22 protein-coding genes, 1 tRNA gene and 1 pseudogene are annotated in these 23,712 nt (G+C 67.6%); 13 read left to right on the top strand and 11 right to left on the bottom strand.

Features of this window, described 5'->3' with window-relative positions; translation table 11 throughout:
• The first annotated feature begins 104 nt into the window (after positions 1 to 104).
• Positions 105 to 1,949 carry a M3 family oligoendopeptidase gene (locus ACQY76_RS00590; RefSeq protein ID WP_428030990.1) on the top strand — a complete coding sequence of 615 codons (1,845 nt, stop codon included), beginning with the start codon at positions 105 to 107 and terminating at the stop codon, positions 1,947 to 1,949.
• A gap of 3 nt (positions 1,950 to 1,952) precedes the next feature.
• On the opposite strand, the gene ACQY76_RS00585 is transcribed toward ACQY76_RS00590, so the two are convergent.
• A complete protein-coding gene (locus tag ACQY76_RS00585; RefSeq protein ID WP_428030989.1) occupies positions 1,953 to 2,801 on the bottom strand; it encodes a helix-turn-helix domain-containing protein in 849 nt (282 codons plus the stop codon).
• An 88-nt stretch (positions 2,802 to 2,889) separates the two neighbouring features.
• Here ACQY76_RS00585 and ACQY76_RS00580 point away from each other — a divergent pair, with 88 nt between their 5' ends.
• Complete coding sequence (locus tag ACQY76_RS00580) at positions 2,890 to 3,909, top strand: MBL fold metallo-hydrolase (RefSeq protein ID WP_428030988.1); 1,020 nt, start codon at positions 2,890 to 2,892, stop codon at positions 3,907 to 3,909.
• 152 nt (positions 3,910 to 4,061) lie between these two features.
• Complete coding sequence (locus tag ACQY76_RS00575) at positions 4,062 to 5,018, top strand: heme-dependent oxidative N-demethylase family protein (RefSeq protein ID WP_428030987.1); 957 nt, start codon at positions 4,062 to 4,064, stop codon at positions 5,016 to 5,018.
• Here ACQY76_RS00575 and ACQY76_RS00570 read toward each other — a convergent pair.
• Positions 5,015 to 5,784: pseudogene (locus tag ACQY76_RS00570) on the bottom strand (IS5 family transposase). The gene ACQY76_RS00575 and the pseudogene ACQY76_RS00570 overlap by 4 nt on opposite strands.
• 102 nt (positions 5,785 to 5,886) lie before the next feature.
• Here ACQY76_RS00570 and ACQY76_RS00565 point away from each other — a divergent pair.
• From ACQY76_RS00565 to ACQY76_RS00535, 7 genes are all read left to right on the top strand, one after another.
• Positions 5,887 to 6,384: a DUF6790 family protein gene (locus ACQY76_RS00565; protein ID WP_428030986.1), complete on the top strand. Its 498-nt coding sequence runs from the start codon at positions 5,887 to 5,889 to the stop codon at positions 6,382 to 6,384.
• Between the two features lie 72 nt (positions 6,385 to 6,456).
• Positions 6,457 to 7,833, top strand: a complete 1,377-nt coding sequence (locus ACQY76_RS00560; protein ID WP_428030985.1) for an ABC1 kinase family protein — start codon at positions 6,457 to 6,459, stop codon at positions 7,831 to 7,833.
• Positions 7,834 to 7,920: 87 nt separating this feature from the next.
• A complete protein-coding gene (locus ACQY76_RS00555; protein WP_428030984.1) occupies positions 7,921 to 8,214 on the top strand; it encodes an aa3-type cytochrome c oxidase subunit IV in 294 nt (97 codons plus the stop codon).
• An 8-nt stretch (positions 8,215 to 8,222) separates the two neighbouring features.
• Complete coding sequence (locus tag ACQY76_RS00550; protein WP_428030983.1) at positions 8,223 to 9,413, top strand: Re/Si-specific NAD(P)(+) transhydrogenase subunit alpha; 1,191 nt, start codon at positions 8,223 to 8,225, stop codon at positions 9,411 to 9,413.
• Between the two features lie 89 nt (positions 9,414 to 9,502).
• Positions 9,503 to 10,003 (top strand): NAD(P) transhydrogenase subunit alpha, encoded by a 501-nt coding sequence (locus ACQY76_RS00545; RefSeq protein WP_428030982.1) that lies wholly within the window; start codon positions 9,503 to 9,505, stop codon positions 10,001 to 10,003.
• A gap of 10 nt (positions 10,004 to 10,013) precedes the next feature.
• A complete protein-coding gene (locus ACQY76_RS00540) occupies positions 10,014 to 11,417 on the top strand; it encodes an NAD(P)(+) transhydrogenase (Re/Si-specific) subunit beta (protein ID WP_428030981.1) in 1,404 nt (467 codons plus the stop codon).
• Positions 11,418 to 11,676: 259 nt separating this feature from the next.
• Positions 11,677 to 12,132 carry a CBS domain-containing protein gene (locus tag ACQY76_RS00535; RefSeq protein WP_428030980.1) on the top strand — a complete coding sequence of 152 codons (456 nt, stop codon included), beginning with the start codon at positions 11,677 to 11,679 and terminating at the stop codon, positions 12,130 to 12,132.
• Between the two features lie 60 nt (positions 12,133 to 12,192).
• Here the strand turns inward: ACQY76_RS00535 and rpoH are convergent, their stop codons facing one another.
• Positions 12,193 to 13,104 (bottom strand): RNA polymerase sigma factor RpoH, encoded by a 912-nt coding sequence (gene rpoH, locus ACQY76_RS00530; RefSeq protein ID WP_428030979.1) that lies wholly within the window; start codon positions 13,102 to 13,104, stop codon positions 12,193 to 12,195.
• 155 nt (positions 13,105 to 13,259) lie between these two features.
• Entirely contained in the window at positions 13,260 to 14,306 is a 1,047-nt protein-coding gene (locus ACQY76_RS00525) for an RluA family pseudouridine synthase (protein ID WP_428030978.1), read from the bottom strand.
• Here ACQY76_RS00525 and ACQY76_RS00520 point away from each other — a divergent pair.
• Both ACQY76_RS00520 and ACQY76_RS00515 read left to right on the top strand, forming a co-directional pair.
• Entirely contained in the window at positions 14,305 to 14,646 is a 342-nt protein-coding gene (locus ACQY76_RS00520; protein WP_428030977.1) for a DUF6476 family protein, read from the top strand. The genes ACQY76_RS00525 and ACQY76_RS00520 overlap by 2 nt on opposite strands.
• 120 nt (positions 14,647 to 14,766) lie before the next feature.
• A tRNA-Glu gene (locus ACQY76_RS00515) sits at positions 14,767 to 14,841 on the top strand.
• A 203-nt stretch (positions 14,842 to 15,044) separates the two neighbouring features.
• Here the strand turns inward: ACQY76_RS00515 and ACQY76_RS00510 are convergent.
• Genes ACQY76_RS00510 through coxB form a run of 3 tightly spaced genes read right to left on the bottom strand, consistent with a single transcriptional unit; the run spans position 15,045 to position 18,534 of the window.
• Positions 15,045 to 15,368 (bottom strand): hypothetical protein, encoded by a 324-nt coding sequence (locus ACQY76_RS00510; protein ID WP_428030976.1) that lies wholly within the window; start codon positions 15,366 to 15,368, stop codon positions 15,045 to 15,047.
• The gene (ctaD, locus tag ACQY76_RS00505; protein ID WP_428030975.1) at positions 15,365 to 17,896 is read right to left on the bottom strand and encodes a cytochrome c oxidase subunit I; all 2,532 of its coding nucleotides are present in this window, start codon (positions 17,894 to 17,896) and stop codon (positions 15,365 to 15,367) included. Before ctaD ends, ACQY76_RS00510 begins: the two co-directional genes overlap by 4 nt.
• Positions 17,893 to 18,534, bottom strand: coding sequence for a cytochrome c oxidase subunit II (gene coxB, locus ACQY76_RS00500; RefSeq protein WP_428030974.1), 642 nt, complete (start codon positions 18,532 to 18,534; stop codon positions 17,893 to 17,895). Before coxB ends, ctaD begins: the two co-directional genes overlap by 4 nt.
• Positions 18,535 to 18,582: 48 nt before the next feature.
• Here coxB and ACQY76_RS00495 point away from each other — a divergent pair, with 48 nt between their 5' ends.
• Positions 18,583 to 19,092 (top strand): DUF2231 domain-containing protein, encoded by a 510-nt coding sequence (locus ACQY76_RS00495; RefSeq protein WP_428030973.1) that lies wholly within the window; start codon positions 18,583 to 18,585, stop codon positions 19,090 to 19,092.
• Here ACQY76_RS00495 and ACQY76_RS00490 read toward each other — a convergent pair.
• The 4 genes from ACQY76_RS00490 to ACQY76_RS00475 form a co-directional block, all read right to left on the bottom strand.
• Positions 19,053 to 19,559 carry a CopD family protein gene (locus ACQY76_RS00490; protein WP_428030972.1) on the bottom strand — a complete coding sequence of 169 codons (507 nt, stop codon included), beginning with the start codon at positions 19,557 to 19,559 and terminating at the stop codon, positions 19,053 to 19,055. The two genes, ACQY76_RS00495 and ACQY76_RS00490, sit on opposite strands and share 40 nt — an antisense overlap.
• On the bottom strand, positions 19,556 to 20,269 hold the full coding sequence (locus ACQY76_RS00485; protein WP_428030971.1) for a cytochrome c oxidase assembly protein: 714 nt from the start codon (positions 20,267 to 20,269) through the stop codon (positions 19,556 to 19,558). Before ACQY76_RS00485 ends, ACQY76_RS00490 begins: the two co-directional genes overlap by 4 nt.
• A gap of 248 nt (positions 20,270 to 20,517) precedes the next feature.
• The gene (locus ACQY76_RS00480) at positions 20,518 to 22,800 is read right to left on the bottom strand and encodes an FdhF/YdeP family oxidoreductase (protein WP_428030970.1); all 2,283 of its coding nucleotides are present in this window, start codon (positions 22,798 to 22,800) and stop codon (positions 20,518 to 20,520) included.
• Positions 22,801 to 22,910: 110 nt separating this feature from the next.
• Complete coding sequence (locus tag ACQY76_RS00475; RefSeq protein WP_428030969.1) at positions 22,911 to 23,648, bottom strand: GntR family transcriptional regulator; 738 nt, start codon at positions 23,646 to 23,648, stop codon at positions 22,911 to 22,913.
• Positions 23,649 to 23,712 lie beyond the last annotated feature (64 nt).

Here is a 23,712-nt window from a genome sequence, read left to right as displayed (position 1 = left end):
TCGTTCAGGCAACCATCCGGCGACGTGGTGGTTGATAGCGCGCATTCGCGCACGATATCAGTGCAGCACAGCTTACCGCGCCTCCCCATCCCGCCGGAGTGAACATGCCGCGCCGTCTCGATCATCTTGCCTTCGTGCCCCGCTCGCCCGAGGCATCCGCCGCCGCTCTCGCCCAACTGCCGCAATGGGACCTGTCGGACCTGTATCCGTCGATGGATTCGCCGGAGCTGGAGGCCGACCTCGCCACCGTCGCGGCAGAGGCGGTCGGCTTCGAGGACGCCTATAAGGGCAAGCTCTCCGCCGTGCTCGACGGCGCGGATGCTGGAGGCCAGATGGCGGAGATCGTGGCGCGCTACGAGAAGATCGAGGATCTGCTCGGCCGTCTCTATTCCTTTGCCGGTCTTGTCTATTCCGGCGACACCACCGATCCCGTTCGCGCCAAGTTCTATGGCGACGTGCAGGAGAAGCTCACCGACACCTCGACGCATCTGCTGTTCTTCACGCTGGAGCTGAACCGGCTCGACGATGCCAAGATGGAGGCCGCGCTCGCCAATCCGGCCTTCGGCACGTACCGCCCCTGGATCGAGGATGTGCGGGCGGAAAAGCCCTACCAGCTGGAAGACCGCATCGAGCACCTGTTCCACGAAAAGGGCGTCACCGGGCGCGGCGCGTGGAACCGGCTGTTCGACGAGACCATCGCGGGGCTGCGCTTCGACGTGGGCGGCGAGATCCTGCCGCTGGAGCAGGCGCTGAACTTCTTCGCCGATCCGGAGGAGGAAAAGCGCAAGCTCGGCGCGGAAGCGCTCGCCAAGGTGTTCGGCGAGAATCTGCGCCTGTTCACCCTCATCACCAACACGCTGGCCAAGGATAAGGAAATCTCCGACCGCTGGCGCGGCTTCGAGGACATTGCCGATTCGCGCCACCTCGCCAATCGCGTCGAGCGCGAAGTGGTGGACGCGCTGGTCTCCTCCGTCCACGCCGCCTATCCGCGCCTCGCGCACCGCTACTACAAGCTCAAGGCCAAGTGGTTCGGCAAGGAGAAGCTGGAATATTGGGACCGCAACGCGCCGCTGCCGAAGGTGGATACCCGCCCGATCGGCTGGGACGAGGCGCGCGACACGGTGCTCGGCGCCTATTCCACCTTCTCCCCGCGCATGGCCGATATCGCCCGCGACTTCTTCGACAAGAGCTGGATCGATGCCGGCATCCGGCCGGGCAAGGCGACGGGCGCCTTCGCCCACCCCACCGTGCCTTCCGCCCATCCCTATGTGCTGCTCAACTATATGGGCAAGCCGCGCGACGTGATGACGCTCGCCCATGAGCTTGGCCATGGCGTGCATCAGGTGCTGGCGGCGCCGAACGGCGCGCTGATGGCGCCGACCCCGCTCACCCTGGCTGAAACCGCCTCGGTGTTCGGCGAAATGCTCACCTTCCGCCGGCTGCTCGCCGCCGCGCCGGATGCCCGCGCCCGCAAGGCGATGCTGGCCTCGAAGGTGGAGGACATGATCAACACGGTGGTGCGCCAGATCGCCTTCTACACGTTCGAGCGCCGCATCCACACCGAACGCAAGAATGGCGAGCTGACCGCCGAGCGTATCTGCAAGATATGGATGGAAGTGCAGAGCGAGAGCCTCGGGGAGGCCATTCATCTCGGGCCGGGCTACGAGAATTACTGGGTCTATATCGGCCACTTCATCCATTCGCCGTTCTATGTCTACGCCTATGCCTTCGGCGATTGCCTGGTGAACTCGCTCTATGCCGTCTATGAGAACGCCTCGGAGGGCTTTGCCGAGCGCTATCTGGACATGCTTGCGGCCGGCGGCACCAAGCACCATTCGGAGTTGCTGAAGCCCTTCGGCCTCGACGCCCGCGACCCCGCCTTCTGGCAGACCGGCCTCGGCCTCATCGAGCGCATGATCGCCGAGCTTGAGGCGATGGAGGAGGCGTAAGCCTCACGCCGGCGCTGGGGGCTTCCCCCGCGCCGGCTGTGTCGATAGCCGCACGCCGCTGAGGCTCCACGAGGGTGGGGCACCGAAGGTGCGGCGGAAATCGTGGGTGAAATGCGCCTGGTCGCAGAAGCCCGCCTCGTGCGCGGCCTGTGTCAAAGTGCAGCCCCGCGCGACCGCCGCGACGGCGCGCCGCATGCGTCCCCAGGAACGATAGCGCCGGTAGGGCACGCCGACCTCGCGGGTGAACAGGTGCTGGAAATGATGCGGCGAAAGCCCCACCAGCGCACTGGCGGCGGCCACGCCGGTCGCACCGTCCGCGCCTTCCGCCAGCGTGCCGAGCATCCGAGCGATGCGGGGGTCGATCAGCCGGCGCGCCCGCCGGGCGCCGAAGCCTATGAGATCGTCCAGCGCCGCCCCGGCCCACGCGACGCTTGCCGCATCCTCCCACAATTCCCGCATCACCTCGCAGGCGCCGGTGCCGGCGTCCTCGCCGGTCAGCGCGCCCTGCGTCTCCGTCGTCGAGGCGGCGAGGGCGGCCAGCGTGTGGGCGCCTTCCAGCGTCGGCTCGATGTAGAGAACGCCGATCGGGTCGCCGCCAATGTCGAGTTCGTGGACGACGCCCGCCGGCACCATCGCCGTGCGCACACGGCGCCAGGGGCCGCCGGCGAGCCGCAGGCCGAACCGTCCGTAGAGCCCTGCCAGGAACACCGGGGCGCCGTGCCGGTGCGGCGCGTTGTAGGTCAGCGGGCCGATGAAGCAGGTGCGTTCGCCGTCGAGGTGCCATAGCGGCCCCGGCGCCGTCCCGGGCCGGGCGGGCGCCGCACATTCATACAAGCGCGCCGCCGGCGCCATGGCTAGCCTCCCCAATGGTGCACGCGCGACACCGCACCCAGTTGAACATCAAAAGGGCGCGCCGCGAAGCGGGCCGGGAGGAACGTCCATGAAGACCCTCATTCACCCGCCTGGCCGGGGCGGCGCACCGTCGCGCCGCAGGGTTCTGGCGGCCGCACTCGGCCTTGTCTGCGCGCCGGCGGTGCTGCGCTGTGTCCCCGCGCATGCCGGTGCGCCGGCCCTCGGGCCGACGACCCAGACCTTCCAGCGCCTCCGGCTCGGGGCCTTCGACGTGACGACGCTGCTCGACGCCAGCGCCATGATTGATGGCCCATGGCCGATCGTCGGGGAGGATCGCCCGGCCGGCGAGGTCGAGGCGTTGATGCAGGCGAACCTGTTGCCGCAGCGCCGCTTCCGTCCCGGCTTCTCGCCAACCCTCGTCAATACCGGGCGCGAACTGGTCCTGTTCGACGCCGGCAATGGCGAGAACGGGTTCGTTCCGCCGCCGGCCGGCGGCTGGCTGGTCGCGTCGCTCGAAGCGGCCGGCTATGCGCCCGAGCAGGTCGACGTGGTCGCGCTGACCCATGCCCATCCCGACCATGTCGGCGGACTGATGAGCGGCGGCAAGCCGACCTTTCCCAACGCGCGCTATGTCATCGGCGCCACGGAGTTCGACTTCTGGAAGAGCGAGCGCCCGCTCGCTGCGCCGAAGGAGAGCAACGAATATGGCTCGGCCATCATGTTCCGCTCGCATGTGCTGCCGCTCACAGAGCGGATGAGCTTCGTGGCGGCCGATGGCGAGGTGGTGCCGGGCATCCGCGCGGTGGCGGCGCATGGCCACACGCCGGGCCACCTTGCCTTCCATGTCGAGAGCGAAGGCCAGCGCCTGCTGGTCTGGGGCGACTGCGCCCACCACGAGGTGGCCTCGCTGGCGCGGCCGGACTGGCATGCGCTGTTCGACCAGGACAAGGAAGCGGGCGTCGCCACGCGGCGCAGGATCTACGACATGGCGGCGACCGAACGGATCGCGGTGGCAGCCTATCACACCTCCTTCCCCTCGCTCGGCTATGTCGAGCGGCGGGATGGGGGCTATCGCTGGCTGCCGGTGACCTACCAGTTCGCGAACTGACAGGAGCGCGGACGGCGTCGGCCTCGCCGTGCCGTCCGTATCGGCGGCGGGGGAGCGCGCATCGTCGTCGCAACCGACCAAAGATTGGGCTGACGGAATTGCTGCACACGTTCTAAGCTGGAGGCCCCCGCGCCCCTAGCCGAGCCGCTACGATGAACATCGCCACCCCGTCTCCCGCCCCGCTCGCCGGCCTTGAAGAGGCCCCGGCGGAGCCTTTTGCCCACACGCCCTTTGACGGTTCGCGCAAGCCGTTCTCGATCGCGCTGGCCCCGCTCGATCTCGCGCAATGGATCGAGCCCGATGCGCGGCTGGCGGCGACGCTGGCCGAGCGCGAGGCCCTGATCCGCGATAAGCGCGACGTGGTGGTGCGCGAGGAGGCGGGCACGCGCGAGGCCCAGCGCGAGGCGCTGGAGCTGATCGTGGCGTTCGTCACCGCCACCTATCCCCTGCTATATCGTCTGGAGGGGCGCACTCTCACCGTCGTGCCGACCGGCCGCAGCTTCTATCTCGACGCGACGGACGAGGCGCCGCTCGTCATCGCCGCGCAGCTGATCTCCGACGACCTGCTGATGCTGCGCAAGGGCGAGGGCGGCTACCGGCTCATTGCCGCCGTGCTGTGCTTTCCCTCCGCCTGGTCGCTGGCGGAGAAGTTCGGCCAGTCGCTGGACGCCATCCACGCCGCCGTGCCGGGCTATCCCGACAAGATGGCCAAGCTGATGAACCGCATCTTCGAGAATCTGAAGGTGGAGCAGCCGGTGTGGCGGCTGAACTGGTCAATCTATCCCGACGATGAACTGCACCATCCCGAATCGAAGGCGCGCCCGCGCAACTGGTTCGACGATCCCGACAATCTCGCGCCGGAGGTTTTCGTGCGGGTCGAGCGGCAGACGCTGCGGCGCCTGCCGGTGTCGGGCGACATGCTGTTCACGGTGCGGGTGCATGTCGACCCGTTCACCGCCTTCCGCCGCCATCCGGAAGGGCGCGAACTCGCCGGCTCGCTGCGCGCGCAGATCCTCGGGCTCGACGCCGAGCAACTCGCCTATAAGGGCCTGACCGAGCACCGCGACGCCGTCGCCGGCGTGCTGGAGCGGATCGCGAGCGGCGCCTAGGCGACCGACTCATTAAACCGCATCCATATTCTGAGTGATGCGAGTTTTACGCCGGCGAGGAAATTGTCAGGTCGCTTGTCGTATCGGGTCGCAACGGCGCGGTAGTGCTTGATCTTGTTGAAGAAGCGCTCGACGAGGTTGCGATAGCGATACAAGAAGGGGCTGAAGGCTGGCACGTTCTTGCGGTTCGGCATGGGCTTGATGTTGGCCCATGCGCCTCGCTCGCGCAGGCTTTGCCGGAGTTCGTCGCTGTCATAGGCGCGGTCGGCCAGGAGGGTCTGGCCATCGACAAGCGCGCCGAGCATGTCGCGGGCGCTGCGTCCGTCATGAGCCTGGCCCTCGGTCAATTTCAGGGCGATCGGCAGGCCTTCGGCATCCACCAGAGCATGGATCTTCGTTGTCAGGCCGCCCCGCGAGCGACCCATGCAACCGGATCGGTCGTCTTTTTTTGGGCGTTGGCGGCGTGCTGGTGCACGCGGATGCTGGAGGAATCGATCATCTGGATGTCGCCATCGTAAGCCTTTGACACCGCTTCCAGAAGCCGATCCCAGACCCCCGCCTTGCGCCAGCGGTTGAAGCGGTTCACGCAGGTCGTGTGCGGGCCGTAGCGCTCGGGAATGTCGGCCCACGGCGCCCCGGTCCGAAGTCGCCAGAAAATCCCGTTCAGCACGCGCCGGTCGTCCACCCGAGGCACGCCCCTCGGCTTGTTCGGCAAAAGCGGCTGGATCACCGACCACTCGAAATCCGTTAGATCAAAGCGGGCCATCTCATCCTCCATCAGGAGAAATGAATCAGCCTCCGACCCAAAAGGGAATCCCGTTTATGGGTCTGTGACCTAGACTGCGCCGCCGCAAGGGGGGAGGTGCCGGTGGTTTTCTGGTTCCCGTTGATCATCTGGGCGCTCGCGCTGGTGCTGGCGGTGGCCATGTCACTGCGTGGGCCGCGCCGGTTCTCGCTCGGCGTGCTGGTCGATCAGCTCCTGCGCTACATCATGCTGCTGCCGGTCGGCCTTCAGGGGCTGTGGGCCTTCACGGGCCATGTGTTCTTCGCCGAGCGAACGGCGGCCTCGATCGGCTGGGCGACGAGCCCGTTCCAGACCGAGGTCGGCATGGCCAATCTCGGCATCGGCATGGCCGGGCTCATCGGCGCCTTTCTCGGCTCGCCGGGCTTCCGCGCGGCGGTGGGCGTGGTGGCGGTCGGCTTCCTCGGCGGTGCCGGCATCGGCCACGCCATCCAGATCGAGGAGACGGGCAACCTCGCCAGCGGCAATGCCGGGCCGATCTTCTATACCGATTTCCTCACCCCGCTTGCCGTGCTGGGCCTGCTGCTGGTCCAGCGCGTGCTCGGGCCCGTACCGCAAAGGTGATGCCCCCGGCCGGTGCGACAGGTTGCGCGCCGCCCGGCGGACCCTAAGTGCTGGGAAACGCGCGAGGTTGCCTTGACCGATTCCGATTCCACCGACCGGGAAGCCAACCGGCTTTCCGCCCGTGCTTTGCGTTATGCCCGTGTCGGCACCAAGGTCGGCGGGGTGGCGGCGCGCATGGCCGGCACGCGCCTGTTCGGGCTGAACCAGCAGCAGGGCAATGCAGCCGCGCTTGCAGCCGCGCTCGGCGGCCTTAAGGGGCCGATCATGAAGGTCGCCCAGCTCATGGCGACCATCCCCGACGCGCTGCCGCCGGAATATGCCGCCCAGCTCGCCACCCTGCAGAACCAGGCCCCGCCCATGGGCTGGGCCTTCGTCAAGCGCCGGATGATGGCTGAACTCGGCCCGGACTGGATGGCGCGCTTCCTTTCCTTCAACAAGGAGCCCGCGGCCGCCGCCTCGCTCGGCCAGGTGCACCGCGCCCGCGACCTCGACGGCACCGCGCTGGCGGTGAAGCTGCAATACCCGGACATGCAGTCCGCCGTGGAGGCGGATCTGCAGCAGCTCGGCATGCTTCTCGCCCTTCACCGCCGCATGGACCCGGCGATCGATACCACTGAAATCGCCGAGGAAATTGGCGCGCGCGTGCGCGAGGAGCTGGATTATCGGCGCGAGGCCGCCCATGCGGCGCTGTACGCGCAGATCTTGGCGGATGAGCCTTCCGTGCGCGTGCCGGGCGTCCGCGCGGCGCTGTCGACCGGCCGGCTGCTCACCCTCGACTGGCTGGAGGGGCGGCGGCTGCTCGACTATGTCGACCATCCTCTGGAACAGCGCAACGCCATCGCCCGGGCCATGTTCGCCGCCTGGTGGCTACCCTTCTCGCGCTTCGGCGTCATCCATGGTGACCCGCATCTCGGCAATTACACCGTGTTCGAGGAGGCAGGGGCGCGGAAGGCGGAGCCTGCCGGCATCAACCTGCTGGATTATGGCTGCATCCGCATCTTCCCCCCAAGCTTCGTCGGCGGCGTCGTCGATCTCTATCGCGGGCTGCAGACCGGCGACGAGGCGCGCATCGTGCATGCCTACGAGACCTGGGGCTTCCGCGATCTCCAGCGCGCGATGATCGACGTGCTCAACATCTGGGCGCGCTTCATCTATGGGCCGTTGCTTGACGACCGGGTCCGCACCATCGCCGACGGCGTGGCGCCGGGCGAATATGGCCGGCGCGAGGCCTTCACCGTGCACCGTGCGCTGAAGGAGCTGGGGCCGGTGCGGGTGCCGCGCGAATTCGTCTTCATGGACCGGGCGGCCATCGGCCTCGGCGGGGTGTTCCTGCATCTGAAGGCCGAGCTGAACTTCCACGCGCTGTTCGAGCAGGCGATCGCCGATTTCGCGGTGGACACGGTGGCGGCGCGTCAAGGCGCCGCGCTCGCAAAGGCCGGGCTGCGCTGAGCTGCCGGGGAGCTGCCGTTGCCGCAGCTTGCGTCTTCCGCTAAAGCGGAGCATCGCGCGATCATTATTCTTTGGGAGGGGGTCGACATGGCCGATCACGGAGTGACCGAATACGCCAAGGCGGACGGTAACGACTATACCGAGCACCGTGGCACGTACCACTTCTTCACCAAGATGACCCTCGTCAGCACGCTGGCCCTCTGCTGCTTCATGGTGGCCTTCGCCATTGGCGGCGCCAACGGGCACTGGGGCATCTTCACCGTCGGCACGCTCGCCGCGGTAGCCGCCTGCGCCGTCGGCCTCGCCTCGCAGGACGGCAAGCCCAAGCTGCTGTTCGCCCTCCTCGGCGTGCTCGTCCTCGCCTTGATCATCACGTCCTGAGACCAGCCATGCGTATCGCAATTGTCAAAGAGAGCTCTGCTTCGGAGCCACGGGTTTCCGCGTCTTCGGACACGGTCAAGCGGTATGTTTCGCTTGGGGCGGATGTGTTTGTCGCGTCGGGAGCGGGGTCGGCGTCGGGGATCGGCGATGCCGATTACGAGGGCGCGGGGGCCACGGTGGTTGCGGATAATGCGGCGGCGGTGGCCGGGGCGGATATCGTGCTCGGCGTGCGGCGGCCGGAGGCGGCGGCGCTCGCCGGGGTGAAGCCCGGGGCGCTGGTGATCGCCATCGCCGACCCGCACGGCCATGAGGCGGCGCTGGCCGAGGTGGCCGGCACCGGCGTGAGCCTGTTCGCCATGGAGCTGATGCCGCGCATCACGCGGGCGCAGGTGATGGACGTGCTGTCCTCCCAGGCCAACCTTGCCGGCTACCGCGCGGTGATCGACGCCTCGTCCGAGTTCGGCCGCGCCTTCCCGATGATGATGACGGCGGCCGGCACCGTGCCGGCGGCGCGGGTGTTCGTGATGGGGGCGGGCGTTGCCGGCCTGCAGGCGATCGCCACGGCGCGGCGCCTCGGCGCGGTGGTCTCGGCCACCGATGTGCGCCCGGCGGCGAAGGAACAGGTCGAATCCCTCGGCGCCAAGTTCATCGCGGTCGAGGACGAGGAGTTCAAGCAGGCGGAGACGGCCGGCGGCTACGCCAAGGCGATGTCGGCGGAATACCAGGCCAAGCAGGCGGCGCTGACGGCGGCGCATATCGCCAAGCAGGACATCGTCATCACCACGGCGCTGATCCCCGGCCGGCCGGCGCCCAAGCTCGTTTCCGCCGACATGGTGGCGGCGATGAAGCCGGGCTCGGTGCTGATCGACCTCGCGGTGGAGCGCGGCGGCAATGTCGAGGGCGCGGTGCCGGGCGAAGTCGCCACCACGGCGAACGGGGTCAAGATCGTCGGCCATCTCAACGTGCCGGGCCGGCTGGCGGCGACCGCCTCGCAGCTCTACGCCAAGAACCTCTACGCGTTTGTCGAGACGCTGGTCGACAAGGGGACGAAGAGCCTGGCGGTGAAGTGGGACGACGAGCTGGTGAAGGCGACGCTGCTGACCAAGGACGGGGCGGTGGTGCATCCGGGCTTCAGGCCGCAAGAGGTTGCGGTTGAGGTTGCGGCACCGGCTGCTGCGGCGGACGTCTCGGCGGCGTAGGCGCCGCGTCACCCGATCGATCAGGCGGGGCGGCCGTGCCGGGGAGGGTGCGGCTGGGCCCCGGGAAACAGTCTTCAAGGGGATAGGAAATGGCCAATCCGGCAGGGGGCGTGATACTCGCCCAGAACGCACCGGGCGTCTCCGACGCCGTGGCGCAGAACGCGGCCGAAGGCGCGCGCATGGCAGCGGACGTGGCGCGCCAGGCGGCGGAGGCGGCGCAGGCCTATGCCGAGGTCGCGGCGCAGAACTATGCCGACATCGCGGGAACGGCGGCGCATGCGCTGACCGGCGGGGCGATCGACCCGTTCGTGTTCCGCCTCGCCATCTTCGTGCTGGCGGTGTGCGTGGGCTATTACGTGGTGTGGTCGGTGACGCCGGCGCTGCACACGCCGCTGATGAGCGTGACCAACGCCATCTCCTCGGTGATCGTGGTGGGCGCGCTGCTGGCAGTGGGCGTGGACACCGTGGCCGAGGGCACGGAATGGGCGCGGGGCTTCGGCTTTGTCGGCCTCATCCTGGCGGCGGTGAACATTTTCGGCGGGTTCCTGGTGACCAGCCGGATGCTCGCCATGTACTCGAAGAAGAAGTGAGCGCGCTGACATGAACGCCAATCTCGTCGCGCTTCTCTACCTCGTCTCGGGGGTCCTGTTCATCCTGGCGCTGCGCGGGCTGTCGAGCCCGGTGACCTCGCGCCAGGGCAACATCTTCGGCATGGTCGGCATGACCATCGCCATTCTGACGACGCTGGCCGCCTCGCCCCCGGCGGGGCTGGGCGGCTGGGCGCTGGTGATCGGCGGCCTCGCCATTGGCGGCGGCGCCGGCGCCGTCATCGCCCGCAAGATCGCCATGACGCAGATGCCGCAGCTGGTGGCGGCCTTCCATTCGCTGGTCGGCCTGTCGGCGGTGATGGTGGCGGCGGCGGCGCTCTACGCGCCGGCGGCGTTCGGCATCGGCGATCCCGGCCATATCCACGCCCAGGCGCTGATCGAGATGAGCCTCGGCGTCGCCATCGGCGCCATCACCTTTACAGGTTCGGTGATCGCCTTCGCCAAGCTCAACGGCAACATGTCGGGCAAGCCGATCATGCTGCCGTTCCGGCACGTGATCAATGCCGGCCTTGCCGCGCTGATCGTGGTGCTGATCGGCGTGCTGGTCATGAGCGAAAGCCACACGGTGTTCTGGCTGATCGTGATCGCGGCGCTGGTGCTGGGCGGCCTCATCATCATCCCGATCGGCGGCGCCGACATGCCGGTGGTGGTGTCGATGCTGAACTCCTATTCCGGCTGGGCGGCGGCGGGCATCGGCTTCACGCTGGGCAACACGGCGCTGATTATCACCGGCGCGCTGGTGGGCTCGTCGGGCGCGATCCTGAGCTACATCATGTGCAAGGCGATGAACCGCTCGTTCATCTCGGTGATCCTGGGCGGGTTCGGCGGCGACGCGGCGGGCGGCCCGGCCGGCGCGGTGGAAAGCCGCCCGGTGAAGCAGGGCTCGGCCGAGGACGCGGCCTTCATCATGAAGAACGCCTCCAAGGTCATCATCGTGCCGGGCTACGGCATGGCGGTGGCGCAGGCCCAGCACGCGCTGCGCGAGATGGGCGACCGTCTCAAGGAGGAGGGCGTCGAGGTCAAGTACGCCATCCACCCGGTGGCGGGGCGCATGCCCGGGCACATGAACGTGCTGCTGGCCGAGGCCAACGTGCCCTATGACGAGGTGTTCGAGCTCGAGGACATCAACTCGGAGTTCGCGCAGGCGGACGTCGCCTTCGTCATCGGCGCCAATGACGTGACCAACCCGGCGGCGAAGACCGACCCGACCTCGGCGATCTACGGCATGCCGATCCTCGACGTGGAGAAGGCCAAGACGGTGCTGTTCATCAAGCGCGGCATGGCGGCGGGCTATGCCGGCGTGGAGAACGAGCTGTTCTTCCGCGACAACACCATGATGCTGTTCGCCGACGCCAAGAAAATGGTCGAGGACATCGTCAAGAACCTCGGACATTGAGCGGCACGCCCCGCGAGGCCGGTCGGTCGGACCGGCCTCATCGGTCTCGTCGGTCTCATCGTCCACCTCATCGAACCGACCCTCCACACCTCGGAGCGGCCAAAGGCCGGGCACACGCCCGGCCTTTTTGCTGTGCCGGTTGCGCCAGATGTTGCGGTGCCGCAACGGAATTGGTTGACGGCTTGTGTATTGCATACCAGACTTAGACAAAAGAATAAGAAGCGTGACGGCCTAGGCTCCACCACCAGAGGGATACGCCATGCTTGTCGCCGATCTCATGAAGCTGAAAAACGCCCGCGTGCCAACGGTCCGCATGTCGGAAACCGTTGAAATGGCGGCAACTTTGCTCAATCGCGAGCGCATCGGCGCCGTGGTAGTGAAGGATGCCTGCGGTTCCGAGGGCGTCACCGTCGTCGGCATCTTCTCCGAGCGTGACGTGGTGCGGGCCGTGGCGGAGCGCGGGGCCGCCGCGCTGCGGCTCACGGTCGGCGACCTGATGTCGCGCAACATGATTTCCTGCCAGATGGCCGACACCGTCGACCATGTCCGCGCCCTGATGGACGAACACCATGTGCGGCATCTGCCGGTGCTGGAAGAGCACCAGCTGGTCGGCGTGCTCAGCATCCGCGACGTGCTGTCTCACGATGTCCGCCGGGCCAGCACCTTCGCCGCGCCGCTGTCGACCTCGGCCGGGGCAGGGGTTCTGCCGATCTGAGCGGAAATGAAAAGGGCGCCCTTGCGGGGCGCCCTCGTTCGGCTCGATCGATGAATGGCCTCAAAGCGCCGGCGAGACTTCCTGCCGCATCGGCGCCGTCTCCATCTGATGCACGCGGTCGATCACCGCCTTCTGCACCTTCTCGAAGGCGCGGACCTCGATCTGGCGCACGCGCTCACGCGACACGCCGAACTCGGTGGCGAGATCCTCCAGCGTCATCGGGTCGTCGGACAGCCGGCGCGCCTCGAAGATGCGCCGCTCGCGCTCGTTCAGCACCGAGAGGGCGCCGGACAGCGCACTGCGGCGGTTATCCATCTCCTCGTGCTCGACCAGCACCGATTCCTGGCTGTCGCTGTCGTCGGCCAGCCAATCCTGCCACTCGCCGCCGCCCTCGACATCGCCGCGCAGCGGGGAGTTCAGCGAGGCGTCGCCGCCCAGCCGCCGGTTCATCTCGATCACTTCCTGCGCGGTAACACCGAGCTTGGTCGCGATCTGCTGCACTTGGTCGGGACGAAGATCGCCTTCCTCCAGCGCTGAAATCTGGCTCTTGGCCTTGCGCAGGTTGAAGAACAGCTTCTTCTGGGCCGCCGTGGTGCCCATCTTCACCAGGCTCCACGAGCGCAGGATGTATTCCTGGATCGAGGCCTTGATCCACCACATGGCATAGGTGGCCAAACGGAAGCCCTTGTCCGGCTCGAAGCGCTTCACCGCCTGCATCAGGCCGACATTGCCTTCGGAAATGACTTCCGAAATCGGCAGGCCGTAGCCGCGGTAGCCCATGGCGATCTTGGCGACGAGACGCAGATGGCTGGTGACCAGCCGGTGCGCGGCATCGGGATCCTCGTGCTCGCGCCAGCGCTTGGCGAGCATATATTCTTCCTGCGGCTCCAGCATGGGGAACCGGCGGATTTCCGCCAGATAGCGGCTCAGGCCGCCTTCGGCAGACGGTAGGCTCATAGCGGAACGGGCCATAACTGCACCCTCCTTTTCTCGCGGTCCCCTTCATCGGGCGACCGATTTGCGGCCGCTTTTAGCCGGCCCTACACCTATAATAGCAGGAAGAGGCCGTTTTTGCGAAAGCGCAAGGCAAAGAAGGGTCACGAAGCGTTGAGCGGGCGTATACGGGCTCAGTCGCCGGCATCAAGCGCCGCCTGCAGGCGCGCGAGGTCCGCCGGGAGTTCGCTTTCAAACAGCAGAAATTCGCCGGTCGCGGGATGCTCGAAGCCCAGCCGCGCGGCATGGAGCGCCTGCCGGCCGAGCGCCTCCAGCGCCGCGCCCGCCGGCTCGCCGAGCCGGTGGGCGCGCGTGCGCTGGCCGCCGGAATAGATCGAATCCCCCAGCAGGGGGTGCCCGACATGGGCCATGTGCACGCGGATCTGGTGCGTGCGCCCGGTCTCCAGCTGGCATTCCACCAACGCGGCGATGGGGCGGCCCTGCGTGTCGGCATAGGAGGCGAGGCGCTGCCAATGGGTGATGGCGAAGCGTCCGCCGGTGCGCACGGCGATGCGCTCGCGGGCGACGGGATGGCGGGCGAGGGGGGCGTCCACCGTGCCGCTGGGCAGATCGGGCACGCCCCACACGAAGGCGAGATAGGCGCGCTCCAGCGGGCCGGTGCGGCCATGGTCGGCGAACTGGGCGGCCAGCCTTTTATGGGCGCGGTCGTTTTTGGCGACGACGATCAGGCCGGATGTGTCCTTGTCGAGCCGATGGACGATGCCCGGCCGCTTCACCCCGCCAATGCCGGAAAGGCTGTCGCCGCAGTGATATAGCAGCGCGTTGACCAGCGTGCCGTCCGCATTGCCCGGGGCGGGGTGCACGACCATGCCGGCGGGCTTGTCGATAACGATCAGGTGCTCGTCTTCGTAGACGATGTCGAGCGGGATGTCCTGCGCCACCGGCGCGGCCGCCTCGGGCGCCGGCACCTCGATGCTGTAGGTCTCGCCGACTATGGCCTTGGCCGAACCGCCGGAGACCGGCTGCCCGGCGCGCTGGACCTTTCCCCCCGCCATCAGGGCCTGCAGACGGGTGCGGCTCAGCTCGGGCCAGTGCCGCGCCAGGACCCGATCGAGCCTTTGCCCTTCATCCTCCGGCCCGACGGTGATATCGACGCGCGTTGCGCCGACTTCCGGCACGACATCGTCCAGATCCTCGTTCAGTTCGTCCGGTGCCGGCATGACTTCTCCTGATACAGACGACGACAAGCTCGACCCCGCGGCCGAGCGCGTGCTGCGCCGGATGCGCCGCTTCGCCGCCTTCTCCGGCCTTATCATGCTTCTCGGCTTTCTCGCCGTCTTTGGAGCGATCGCATACAAGCTGATGAGCGGCAGGAAAAGCGCCCCGGCCGAGATTGCCGGTACGATCCAGCTGCCAAAAGGCGCGGATGTGCGTTCGGCCGTGGTCTCGGGCGACCTCATCGCCGTGACGGTGGCGCGCGAGGGCCGCGTCGAGACGCATTTCTTCGACCTCGACACCCGCGCGCCGCGCGGCGTCCTCGGTTTCGCCAGTGCGCCCTGAGCCGCGCCGCCATGGCGGGTCGCACCAGCGACGTGCACAGCCGGTGGAAAAAGCAGCGGCCTCCGGACGGGACGCTTGATCCCGCTGCCAAATCGCTCTAAGAGACCGGCCTGCCTAGATGCGCCCATCGTCTAGCGGTTAGGACGTCGCCCTCTCACGGCGAAAACCGGGGTTCGATTCCCCGTGGGCGCGCCATTTTCTGCGGATTGCCTTCGCAGCGCTGCGGTTCGGCCGTGGCCCTTTCGGTTCCGAGATCGCCACGAGAAGAGGCAATGTCTCCAGCGGCCGGGGCTCCTGCAATCGGCTCGGTTTTCCAACGCAAATCCAGCACGGCCTGCCCGCAGCGGCGCCCTGTCGTCATGGCCCTTGGTGCGTGGCGATGAAGACGGGCGGGCGGATCAGCAGGTAGAGGCTACCAGCGCCGGGGCGAGCGTGAAGAGGGTGGCGACGAAGCCGATCCAGAGGCCCAGCCGGGGCAGCCGCGCGTCAGGGCCGAGGCTTCGGCCGGCCGGAGGGAGCAGAGCGAGGCAGGCGAGCATTCCGGCCAGCCAGACGAGCAGGATCGCCGCGCGCTGGAGGCTGACCGGACCAATGGCCAGCGACGTCCAGTCCCACGCGCAGCCAAGGCCGTGCAGGCCATAGGCGGCGGAGAAGCTCACCGCCCAGATCGTGGGGCCGGCGATGAACCATGCCAGCCAGCGTATCCCGCCAGAGCTGCTCATCCCGCCGTCCCCTGCGCCCAGATGGCCACCGCCGCCAGCCCGGCCACTACCAGCGTGTAGCTCTGCCATGCCCCGAGATTGCGCAGCGAACCCGCGCGCGGCGTCAGTTCGCCCCGTCGCGCCTCATCCAGCGCGAAGGCGCTGAAGAGCAGCGCCAGGGCGACATGCAGCCCGGCATAGGCCACGATGGCCGCGCGTACCGCGTCTGCGGCATGGCGGGTCGGGTCGGGAAGCTGCCAGAATGCCAGTGTCGCCAGCGCAAGCAAGGCAATGAGGTTGGCGGCCACGGCGCCGGCAAGTCGGGCCGTCGCGGGCCGGCGGGTCTCGGCACGTGACAGCGCCTGCCGGGCGCAGATGGCGCCCAGCGCGAGAAGCGCCAGCAGGGCGACGGCGCCGATGCCAACCGCTGGGGCGGCGGGCTGCCAGGGGGGCATGGCGGGACCGGGCGAGACGAGCGACAGGAAGGCGAGGCCGAACAGCAGCGAGGCGAAGAAGGCGCCGTCGGCAAATAGCAGGAAGCGCAGCCCGCTCAGCGTCAGCGTCGGCTCATCGCGCGGGCCGACCGGCAGATGTAGCCCCGGCGCGACCTCGATCGTCTCCCCGTCCTTCCCAACAGTGGCCCGTCGGGCCCATATCCAGGTCAGCGCGACGACCGGGATCAGCGCCACTGGCGCCACCTTGTAGAGGCCCGCCAGCATCAGCAGCACGAAGGTGCCGATGGCGAGCGCGACCAGCAGGGGCAGGGCCGTGTTGAACGGCAACAGGGCGACATGCTCGGGCCGTGCCGAGCCGACGGACGACACCAGGATTTCGCGCCGGCCGCGCGGCGCCCCCGGCAGCAGGCCCTCGCCGCGCGCCAGGGGCAGGCTTGCCGCCGGCGCGCCGGCGCTCAGCAGCGCCGGGCCCGGCAGCGAGGCGAAATTGTAGTTGGGCGGCGGCAGCGCGATCGCCCAATCCAGCGTCGGCGCGTCCCAAGGGTTGCGCACGCTGCGTTTGCCAAGCCCGGCCTGAAGCAGAAGGTCGATCAGGAACAGGGCGAAGCCGATGGTCATGACGAAGCTGAAGAAGGACGAGCTCAGGTTGAGCCACATCCATTCGGGATTGCCGGCATAGGTCGGTATCCGGCGCGGCATGCCCATGAGGCCGGTCAGGTGCATGAGAAAGAAGGTGCCGTGGAAGCCGATCAGAATGATCCAGAAGGCCGCCTCGCCCAGCCCCTTGATGGGGCGGCGCCCGCTCATCATCGGCATCCACCACGTCATCCCCGCCAGCATAGGAAAGACGAAGCCGCCGATCAGCACATAATGCAGGTGGGCGGTGACGAAGGCGGTGTCGTGCGCCTGCCAGTTGAACGGCACGACCGCCAGCATCACGCCTGTCAGCCCGCCCATCACGAAGGTAAGGAAGAAGCCGAGTATGTAATACATGGGCAGCTTCAGCTCTGGCCGCCCGCGCCACATCGTGCCGATCCAGGCGAAGATCTGCACTGCGGTGGGCACCGCGACCAGCATCGACGCGGCGGAAAAGAACGCCAGCGCGAGATGGGGAATCCCCACCGCGAACATGTGGTGCACCCACAGCCCGAAGCTCAGGAACACCATGCCGAGGATCGCCGCGACAATGGCGCCGTAGCCGACGATCCGCGTGCGGCAGAGCACGGGAATGACGGTGGACAGGACGCCCGCCGCCGGCAGGAAGATGATGTAGACCTCGGGATGGCCGAACAGCCAGAACAGATGCTGCCACAATAGCGGGTCGCCGCCGCGTTCGGGATCGAAGAACGGCCAGCCGAAGGCGCGCTCCATTTCCAGGAGGACGGAGCCGAGGATCAGCGGCGGGAAACCCGCCAGCATCATCGCGGCGGTGCCCAGCATGTACCAGGCGAAGAGCGGCATCTGCGTCAGCTTCATCCCCGGCGCCCGCAGGCGCAGGATGGACACCATCAGCTCGATCGCCGCCGACAGGGCGGAAATCTCGACGAAGGTGACGCCCAGAAGCCAGACATCGGCATTGATTCCCGGCGAATAGGCCCGCCCCGACAAGGGCGTGTACATGAACCACCCTTCGCCGGGCGCCACGCCGGCCAGCAGCGCGACGATGAGAATGGTGCCGCCAAGCAGGTAGCACCAGTAGCCCAGCGCCGAGAGGCGAGGAAAGGCAAGGTCCCGCGTTCCCAGCATCTTCGGCAGCAGATACATCGCCAGCCCCTCCAGGAGCGGGATGGCGAACAGGAACATCATGATGCTGCCATGCATCGTGAAGATCTGGTTGTAGAGCGCCGTGTCGAGAAACGCGCCGTCCGGGGTCGCCAGCTGCGCCCGGATCAGCATCGAGAGCAGGCCGCCAATGCCGAAGAACACGAAGGCGGTGCCCATGAAGCGCAGGCCGAGCGTGGTGTGGCTCACGGTGGTGATCTGTCCCCACAGGCCGGGATCGTTGCGCCAGACGCGATCCATTTCCCTGTGCAGGGCGAGCGCCCGGCGCGCGCGATTGGCGGGGAGGGCGGAGGGCATGTCGTTCGGGGTCATGGGCGGGCCTCCGGCGCGCGTGGCGGCCAATCGGCCGGGTCGTGCGCGATCACCTCGAAGCGCATCGCCGCATGCTCCAGCCCGCAGAACTCGGCGCACAGGCCTTCATAGGTGCCAGGCCGCGCGGCTTCGATGCGCAGACGGTTCACACGGCCGGGGATCGCATCCATCTTGCCGCCGAGCTGCGGCACCCAGAAGGAATGGATCACGTCCGATGAGGTGATGAGCACGTCGACCGGCTGGCCGGCGGGTATGTGCAGTACGCCCTGCGTCTCGCTCGGGCCGTCCGCGCCGGGTTGCGTGAAGCTCCACGACCATTGCCGTGCATGGGCGTGCACCTCCAGCGCGGTCCCGTGCGGCAGGATACGCTCGCCCACCCACAGCGCGGCAATAAGCGTCAGCGTGAGTACGCCGAGCGAGAACCACACGCCCAGTCCGAGGATCCACCGCGCCTCGGGCACCTCGCGGGGCCGGCCGAAGCTGAGGGCCACCAGCACGAACACCATGAGGGCCAGCAGGGTCGCCCCCGCCAGCATCGCCCACCAGAGCCAGGCGATGTCCTGCGCGACAGGGCCGGAGGGCGACAGGGTCGAGAGCGGGCCGTCACATCCCGCCAGAAGAAGGGGAACCGTAGCCAAGCCTGCGCACTTCAACGGGGAGGCCAGACGCGAAGCGAAGGGAACCCGATGGATACGCGCCCCGATCTGTTCGACCCGCTGGAAGAGCGGCGGGCCCTGCAGGACACGGAATCGAAGATCGCCATCGCCGGTCATCCGCTGCACGCGATGCTGGTGGCCTTTCCCATCGCCCTGTCCTTCAGCACGCTGGGGGCGGACCTTCTCTATATGTGGACCGGCGAGGGCTTCTGGGCGCTGGTGGCGGCCTATGCGGTGTTCGGCGCCTTCGCCATGGGCGTGCTGGCCGGCCTCACGGGCACCGCCGAACTGCTGCTGGTGCGCGGCATCCGCAACCGCGCGTCGAGCTGGACGCATTTCATTCTGGCGGTGATGCTGCTCTCCATCCTCGGGGCGAACTGGATCATCCGCATCGGTGATCCGGAAGGTGCGGTGCTGCCGGTTGGGCTGGCCTTGTCGCTGGTCATGGCGGGGATGACCGCAGTGACGGGCTGGCATGGGGGAAAACTCGTCTTCGACTATCAAATCGGCACCAAGGCGGAAGGAAGCGGTCGGCCCTGAGGCGCTTTCAGGCTTGGCGGCAGGGCGTCGATCAGCGGCTGCAGGTCCGGCTTGGCGAGGACGAGATAGAGCACCGCTCCCATGCACAGCAGCGCCGCCGGCAAGGCGAGCAGCGCCGGCGGCATCTGGTAGGAGCCGCGTCCCTCGGAGGCCTGCACCGAGAGGTGGCCCAGCCAGGCATGCACCAGCACCATGCCGACCACGGCGACGAGTTTGGCCATCAGCCAGGGGTCGGTGATGCCAACCGCGAAGATTAGCCCCGTGCCCGCCGCGATGGCGATGATCGCTGCGGGGGTGACGATGCGGGTATAGGTGGCGTGTACCAGCAGCCGGAACTCGGAGAAGCCGGCCTGCGTGCGCACTTCCTCCCGGCGGCCATAGACCTGCAGCACGATGGGAAGCGCCACCAGCCCGGCGCACCATAGGCTGAGCGTGAGGATATGCACTGCCTTCAGTACGGCAATCATGTCAGGCTCGCCTCACGCCAGCCGCGCCGCAGCAGCAGTGCGCCGAGCAGGGCGAGCGGCACCATTCCCGGCACCCACATCACCAGCCCCGCCAGTTGCTGGTCGGCGAGCGCGCCGAGCCCATAGGCCTCGGTGGCGCCGACATGCTGGAGATAGAGGATGCGGGGCGAGAAGGTGAGGATGGCGGCGATCAGGCCCATCTGCCCGGCCAACGCCAGCACCATGCCGACGGAGGCGACCCGCTCTGCCGGGTGCTCGGCGTGGAACACGTGCGACCAGAACGCCCACGCCGATCCCAGAAATCCCGCCTGCATCAGCCAGTAGAAGCGGGGGCTTTCCCAGGCGAGCGTGTAGGCGGCCGGCAGATGCCAAAGCCACAGGAAGGCCGATAGGCCAATGAAGCTGCCGATCCGCCCGAAGGGCAGTCGGTGCGGCCAGGCAAGCGCCAGTGCCGGTGCAGCCACGAGGACGAGCACGAGGTGATGCAGCCCGCGCGCCGCGAACAGCGCAACGGTCAGCGCGCAGAGCGGTGAGACGAAGGCAAGGAAAAGGGCCGCCGCCGCCGCGCATGCCGGCCCTTTCTGCACGCCCGGAATCCGCATCGCTGCCAGCAGGGCGAGCGCAAGGATCGGCAAGGGCGCGACGTTCCATGCCGTGTAAAGCAGGTCGGGAGCGGGAGCGGGACCACAAACGGGAATGATCTGTTCCATGTCGAGGCTCCCTGGGGGGCAGAAAAGGCGGAACGGCGCAGCACGCGAGAGGCTCAGTCGGACAAGGCGGGGCCTCGCCGGGGCGATCTCACCCTCCTGCGCCCCCAAGGGTGCCGGGAAACCGCCCATTTGGTAACGGCCTGCCGCAGCTGTTGTTCCGGTAAAAGCCGCCGGCCCTGCTGCGTGGGGCGATCACGCCCAGGTAGGGGCCTGCGCCACCACCGGGCCGTAAGCTCTGGGGGACGCCATCAATCGGGATGTATCCGCACCGGAACTGACTTGGCGGCGGGCGTCTTGCTGCCCTGGGCAAAGTGCCAGAGCGGGATCAGCGCGTTGCACTCGGGAAAATAGGACGCGCAGGTGCCGGGCGGCACGTCGTAGTCGATCACCTGAAAGCCGCCCATGGCGCGGTGGATACCGTCATCGACGGCCGTCACCATGCGCACCATGCCGTTCTCGGTAATGCCGAGCCGCAGCCGGTCATCCCTATTCATCATGATCACCATGCGCGAGCCGCTGATGCCGCGCAGACGGTCGGAATAGCCGTAAACGGTCGTGTTGAACTGGTCGTTCGACCGAAGGGTGATCAGCCGCATGACATCGGCGTCCTTGCCGTCGTCGAAGCTCGCCGACAATGCCTGCGGGATCTGGAAATTGGCCTTGCCGCTCTCGGTCTCCCATTTGCGATCACGGGCGGCCACAGGCCGGGGGAAGCCGCCGGGCGTGTCCAGCCGGGCGTTGAAATCGCGGAAATCGTCGGGAAAGCTCGCCTCGATCGCGTCGCGCACCAGGGAATAGTCGTCCACCCAGCGATCCCAGGGAACCAGCGGGTTGGCGCGAAGGGTCGCCTTGGCGATTTCCGCGACGATCCTGGGCTCGGATAGCAGCGTCTCGGCTGCCGGGCCGAATGTGCCGCGCGAGGCATGGATGCAGGTGGTGGAATCCTCGATGGTGACGATCTGCGGGCCGGTGGCCTGGGAGTCGATCTCCGAACGCACGAGCGTCGGAAGCACATAGGTGGTCTTCGCCGTCACGAGATGGGAGCGGTTGAGCTTGGTGGCGATCTGCACGGAGAGATCGAGGCCGCGCCATTTCTGCTCCATCAGTTCCCGCTCGGGAACCGCCCGCACGAAATTGCCGCCGAGCCCGATGAAGGCGCCGATCTTGCCGGCGATCACCGCCTCGCACACCTCGACCGTGTTCAGACCGTCCTCGCGCGGCGGCTCGAAGCCGAACTGATCGGCAAGCCAGTCCAGCGGCACCAGCTCGGCCTTCTCGGCGATACCGACCGTGCGCTGGCCCTGCACATTCGAGTGCCCCCGCACCGGGCAGATGCCGGCGCCAGGCTTGCCGATATGGCCGCCCATCAGCAGCAGGTTCACCAGGGTCTGGACGTTGTCGACGCCGAGCCGGTGCTGGGTCAGGCCCATGCCGTAGATCGCGATCACCGACCGCGCCTTGGAAAAGGTGGTGGCCGCCGCCTCCAGTGCCGCCTGGGACAGGCCGGAGGCAAGCTGGATGTCGTCCCACCCGGTTTCCCGCACCATGGCCTCGAAGGCCGGGAATCCGTCCGTGTGTTCGGCGATGAACGCGTGATCCAGCACCCGCTTGCCATCGAACAGGCGCGCGTCGTCGTCGAACGCCAGCAGCGCCTTCGCCATGCCGACCATGGCGGCGATGTCGCCGCCGGCGCGCAGTTGATAATACTGCGTGGCGATCAGCGTCGGCTCGTTGGTCAGCATCTGGCCCGGCCGCTGCGGGTTGACGAACGCCTCCCAGCCCTTCTCGCGCAGTGGATTGAAGACGATGATCGGCACGTCGCGCTCGCGCGCTTCCTGCAGGGGGTGCAGCAGCCTCGGGGCATTGGTGCCGACATTCTGCCCGAAGGAGAGGATGCAGTCGGTGTGCTCGAAATCCTCCAGCAGCACCGTCCCGACCGGGGTTCCGATGCTCGGCGGCAGGGCCACGGAGGTGGTCTCGTGGCACATGTTGGAACTGTCCGGCAGGTTGTTGGTGCCGTAGAGCCGGGCCAGAAGCTGGTACATGTAGGAGGTTTCGAGCGACGCCCGCCCGGAGGCGTAGAAGACGACCTCATCCGGCGCATAGCCGCGCAGCTTCTCGCCGATCTGCGCGAAGGCCTCGTCCCACGACACCTCGACATATCTGTCGAGGCTGGCGTCGTAGCGCATCGGGTGCGTGAGGCGCCCCTGGTTCTCCAGATCGTAATCCGACCAGCCGAGCAGTTCGGAAACGGTGTGCTGCGCGAAGAAATCGGGCGTGGTGCGGTTCGAGGTCACGTCCCAGAAGGTGGCCTTCGCGCCGTTCTCGCAGAATTCGGCGGCATGCGGCTTGGCCGGCTTCGCCCATGCGCAGCTCGTGCACATGTATCCGCCAGTCTTGTTATGAGCCGTAACGAGACTCGATATAGCTGAAACGGCATGCTGCTCAGTGGAGTGTATCAAGAGCGACTTTGCCGATCCCCAACCTCCCACAGGTTGATCGTAGGATTCGTGCCGAGCGCGCTCTGTCATGGACTTCTCCCCTGCGTGTACAGGGGTAATGGCCCAAAATCGCCGCGGTTCCTCTATCCGGAGCGATCACCAACACATAGGTGTGAGAGCCTGTTGGAAAATTTGCGGCGTCAGCTAGTGGCAAACAGCCGGTTGAGGTCGACGCTCTTGCGGGTGTCGCGGTCGAGATCGAGGCGCTCCTCGACATTGCCGAGGTGTTCCTCCATCAGCGCGGTTGCCGCCGCGCTGTCGCCGGTGACGATGGCGTTGAGGATCATCTGGTGCTCGTGGTGCGAGCAACTCGGCTGCCCCGGCTTCTCATAGACCAGGATCACCAGCGCCTCGCGGGTGATGAGTTCGCGCAGAAAGCGCAGCAAGATGTCGTTGCCGGCAATCTCGGCCAGCAGCAGATGGAACTCCCCGGACAGCCGGACCATCTCCGGCCAGTCGCGGCGCGCTTCGGCGGCGACTTCCAGCGCGATATGGCGGTTCAGCGTGGCGAGCTCCGCTTTGCCGATCCGGCCGGCCAGCAGCCGCACGATGGTGCCTTCGATGCCCCGCCGCGCGGCGAATATCTCGCGCGCTTCCCGGGGGGTGGGCTGGAATACGGACGCGCCCTTGTTCGGCTCGATCGTCACCAGTCCCGCGTAGGCCAGCCGCGCGAACACCTTGCGGATGCGCGCCCGGCTGACGCCGAAGATCTGCCGCATCTCGTCCTCGCGCAGGCGCGTTCCGGGAGGCAAGTCCTGCGCGGCTATGGCGGCATGGATCTTCGCGTAGATGGCGTCGTCCGTGCCGCCGCCGCGCTCGTCCTCCGGCGCGTCCGCACGGCCTCCCACGTCGCCCGTCCCGTCCTTGCGTGCCATCATCCACCGCATCGATATCGCTGAGGCATGTAGACATGTAGCCCATTCGATGTCGAGTTAAATGCCT

Source organism: Ancylobacter sp., assembly GCF_965279025.1.
Lineage (GTDB): Bacteria > Pseudomonadota > Alphaproteobacteria > Rhizobiales > Xanthobacteraceae > Ancylobacter.
This window is presented reverse-complemented; position numbering and strand designations above follow the sequence as displayed.

What these genes read in the sequence shown, in the direction of transcription:
- ACQY76_RS00590 (WP_428030990.1), top strand. Translation starts at nt 105, where the DNA reads ATGCCGCGCCGTCTCGATCATCTTGCCTTCGTGCCCCGCTCGCCCGAG.
- ACQY76_RS00550 (WP_428030983.1), top strand. Translation starts at nt 8,223, where the DNA reads ATGCGTATCGCAATTGTCAAAGAGAGCTCTGCTTCGGAGCCACGGGTT.
- ACQY76_RS00575 (WP_428030987.1), top strand. Translation starts at nt 4,062, where the DNA reads ATGAACATCGCCACCCCGTCTCCCGCCCCGCTCGCCGGCCTTGAAGAG.
- ACQY76_RS00490 (WP_428030972.1), bottom strand. Translation starts at nt 19,559, where the DNA reads ATGATTGCCGTACTGAAGGCAGTGCATATCCTCACGCTCAGCCTATGG.
- ACQY76_RS00495 (WP_428030973.1), top strand. Translation starts at nt 18,583, where the DNA reads ATGGATACGCGCCCCGATCTGTTCGACCCGCTGGAAGAGCGGCGGGCC.
- ctaD (WP_428030975.1), bottom strand. Translation starts at nt 17,896, where the DNA reads ATGACCCCGAACGACATGCCCTCCGCCCTCCCCGCCAATCGCGCGCGC.
- ACQY76_RS00525 (WP_428030978.1), bottom strand. Translation starts at nt 14,306, where the DNA reads ATGCCGGCACCGGACGAACTGAACGAGGATCTGGACGATGTCGTGCCG.
- ACQY76_RS00555 (WP_428030984.1), top strand. Translation starts at nt 7,921, where the DNA reads ATGGCCGATCACGGAGTGACCGAATACGCCAAGGCGGACGGTAACGAC.
- rpoH (WP_428030979.1), bottom strand. Translation starts at nt 13,104, where the DNA reads ATGGCCCGTTCCGCTATGAGCCTACCGTCTGCCGAAGGCGGCCTGAGC.
- ACQY76_RS00520 (WP_428030977.1), top strand. Translation starts at nt 14,305, where the DNA reads ATGACTTCTCCTGATACAGACGACGACAAGCTCGACCCCGCGGCCGAG.
- ACQY76_RS00485 (WP_428030971.1), bottom strand. Translation starts at nt 20,269, where the DNA reads ATGGAACAGATCATTCCCGTTTGTGGTCCCGCTCCCGCTCCCGACCTG.
- ACQY76_RS00510 (WP_428030976.1), bottom strand. Translation starts at nt 15,368, where the DNA reads ATGAGCAGCTCTGGCGGGATACGCTGGCTGGCATGGTTCATCGCCGGC.
- ACQY76_RS00480 (WP_428030970.1), bottom strand. Translation starts at nt 22,800, where the DNA reads ATGACAGAGCGCGCTCGGCACGAATCCTACGATCAACCTGTGGGAGGT.
- ACQY76_RS00580 (WP_428030988.1), top strand. Translation starts at nt 2,890, where the DNA reads ATGAAGACCCTCATTCACCCGCCTGGCCGGGGCGGCGCACCGTCGCGC.
- ACQY76_RS00545 (WP_428030982.1), top strand. Translation starts at nt 9,503, where the DNA reads ATGGCCAATCCGGCAGGGGGCGTGATACTCGCCCAGAACGCACCGGGC.
- ACQY76_RS00585 (WP_428030989.1), bottom strand. Translation starts at nt 2,801, where the DNA reads ATGGCGCCGGCGGCGCGCTTGTATGAATGTGCGGCGCCCGCCCGGCCC.
- ACQY76_RS00535 (WP_428030980.1), top strand. Translation starts at nt 11,677, where the DNA reads ATGCTTGTCGCCGATCTCATGAAGCTGAAAAACGCCCGCGTGCCAACG.
- ACQY76_RS00540 (WP_428030981.1), top strand. Translation starts at nt 10,014, where the DNA reads ATGAACGCCAATCTCGTCGCGCTTCTCTACCTCGTCTCGGGGGTCCTG.
- ACQY76_RS00475 (WP_428030969.1), bottom strand. Translation starts at nt 23,648, where the DNA reads ATGATGGCACGCAAGGACGGGACGGGCGACGTGGGAGGCCGTGCGGAC.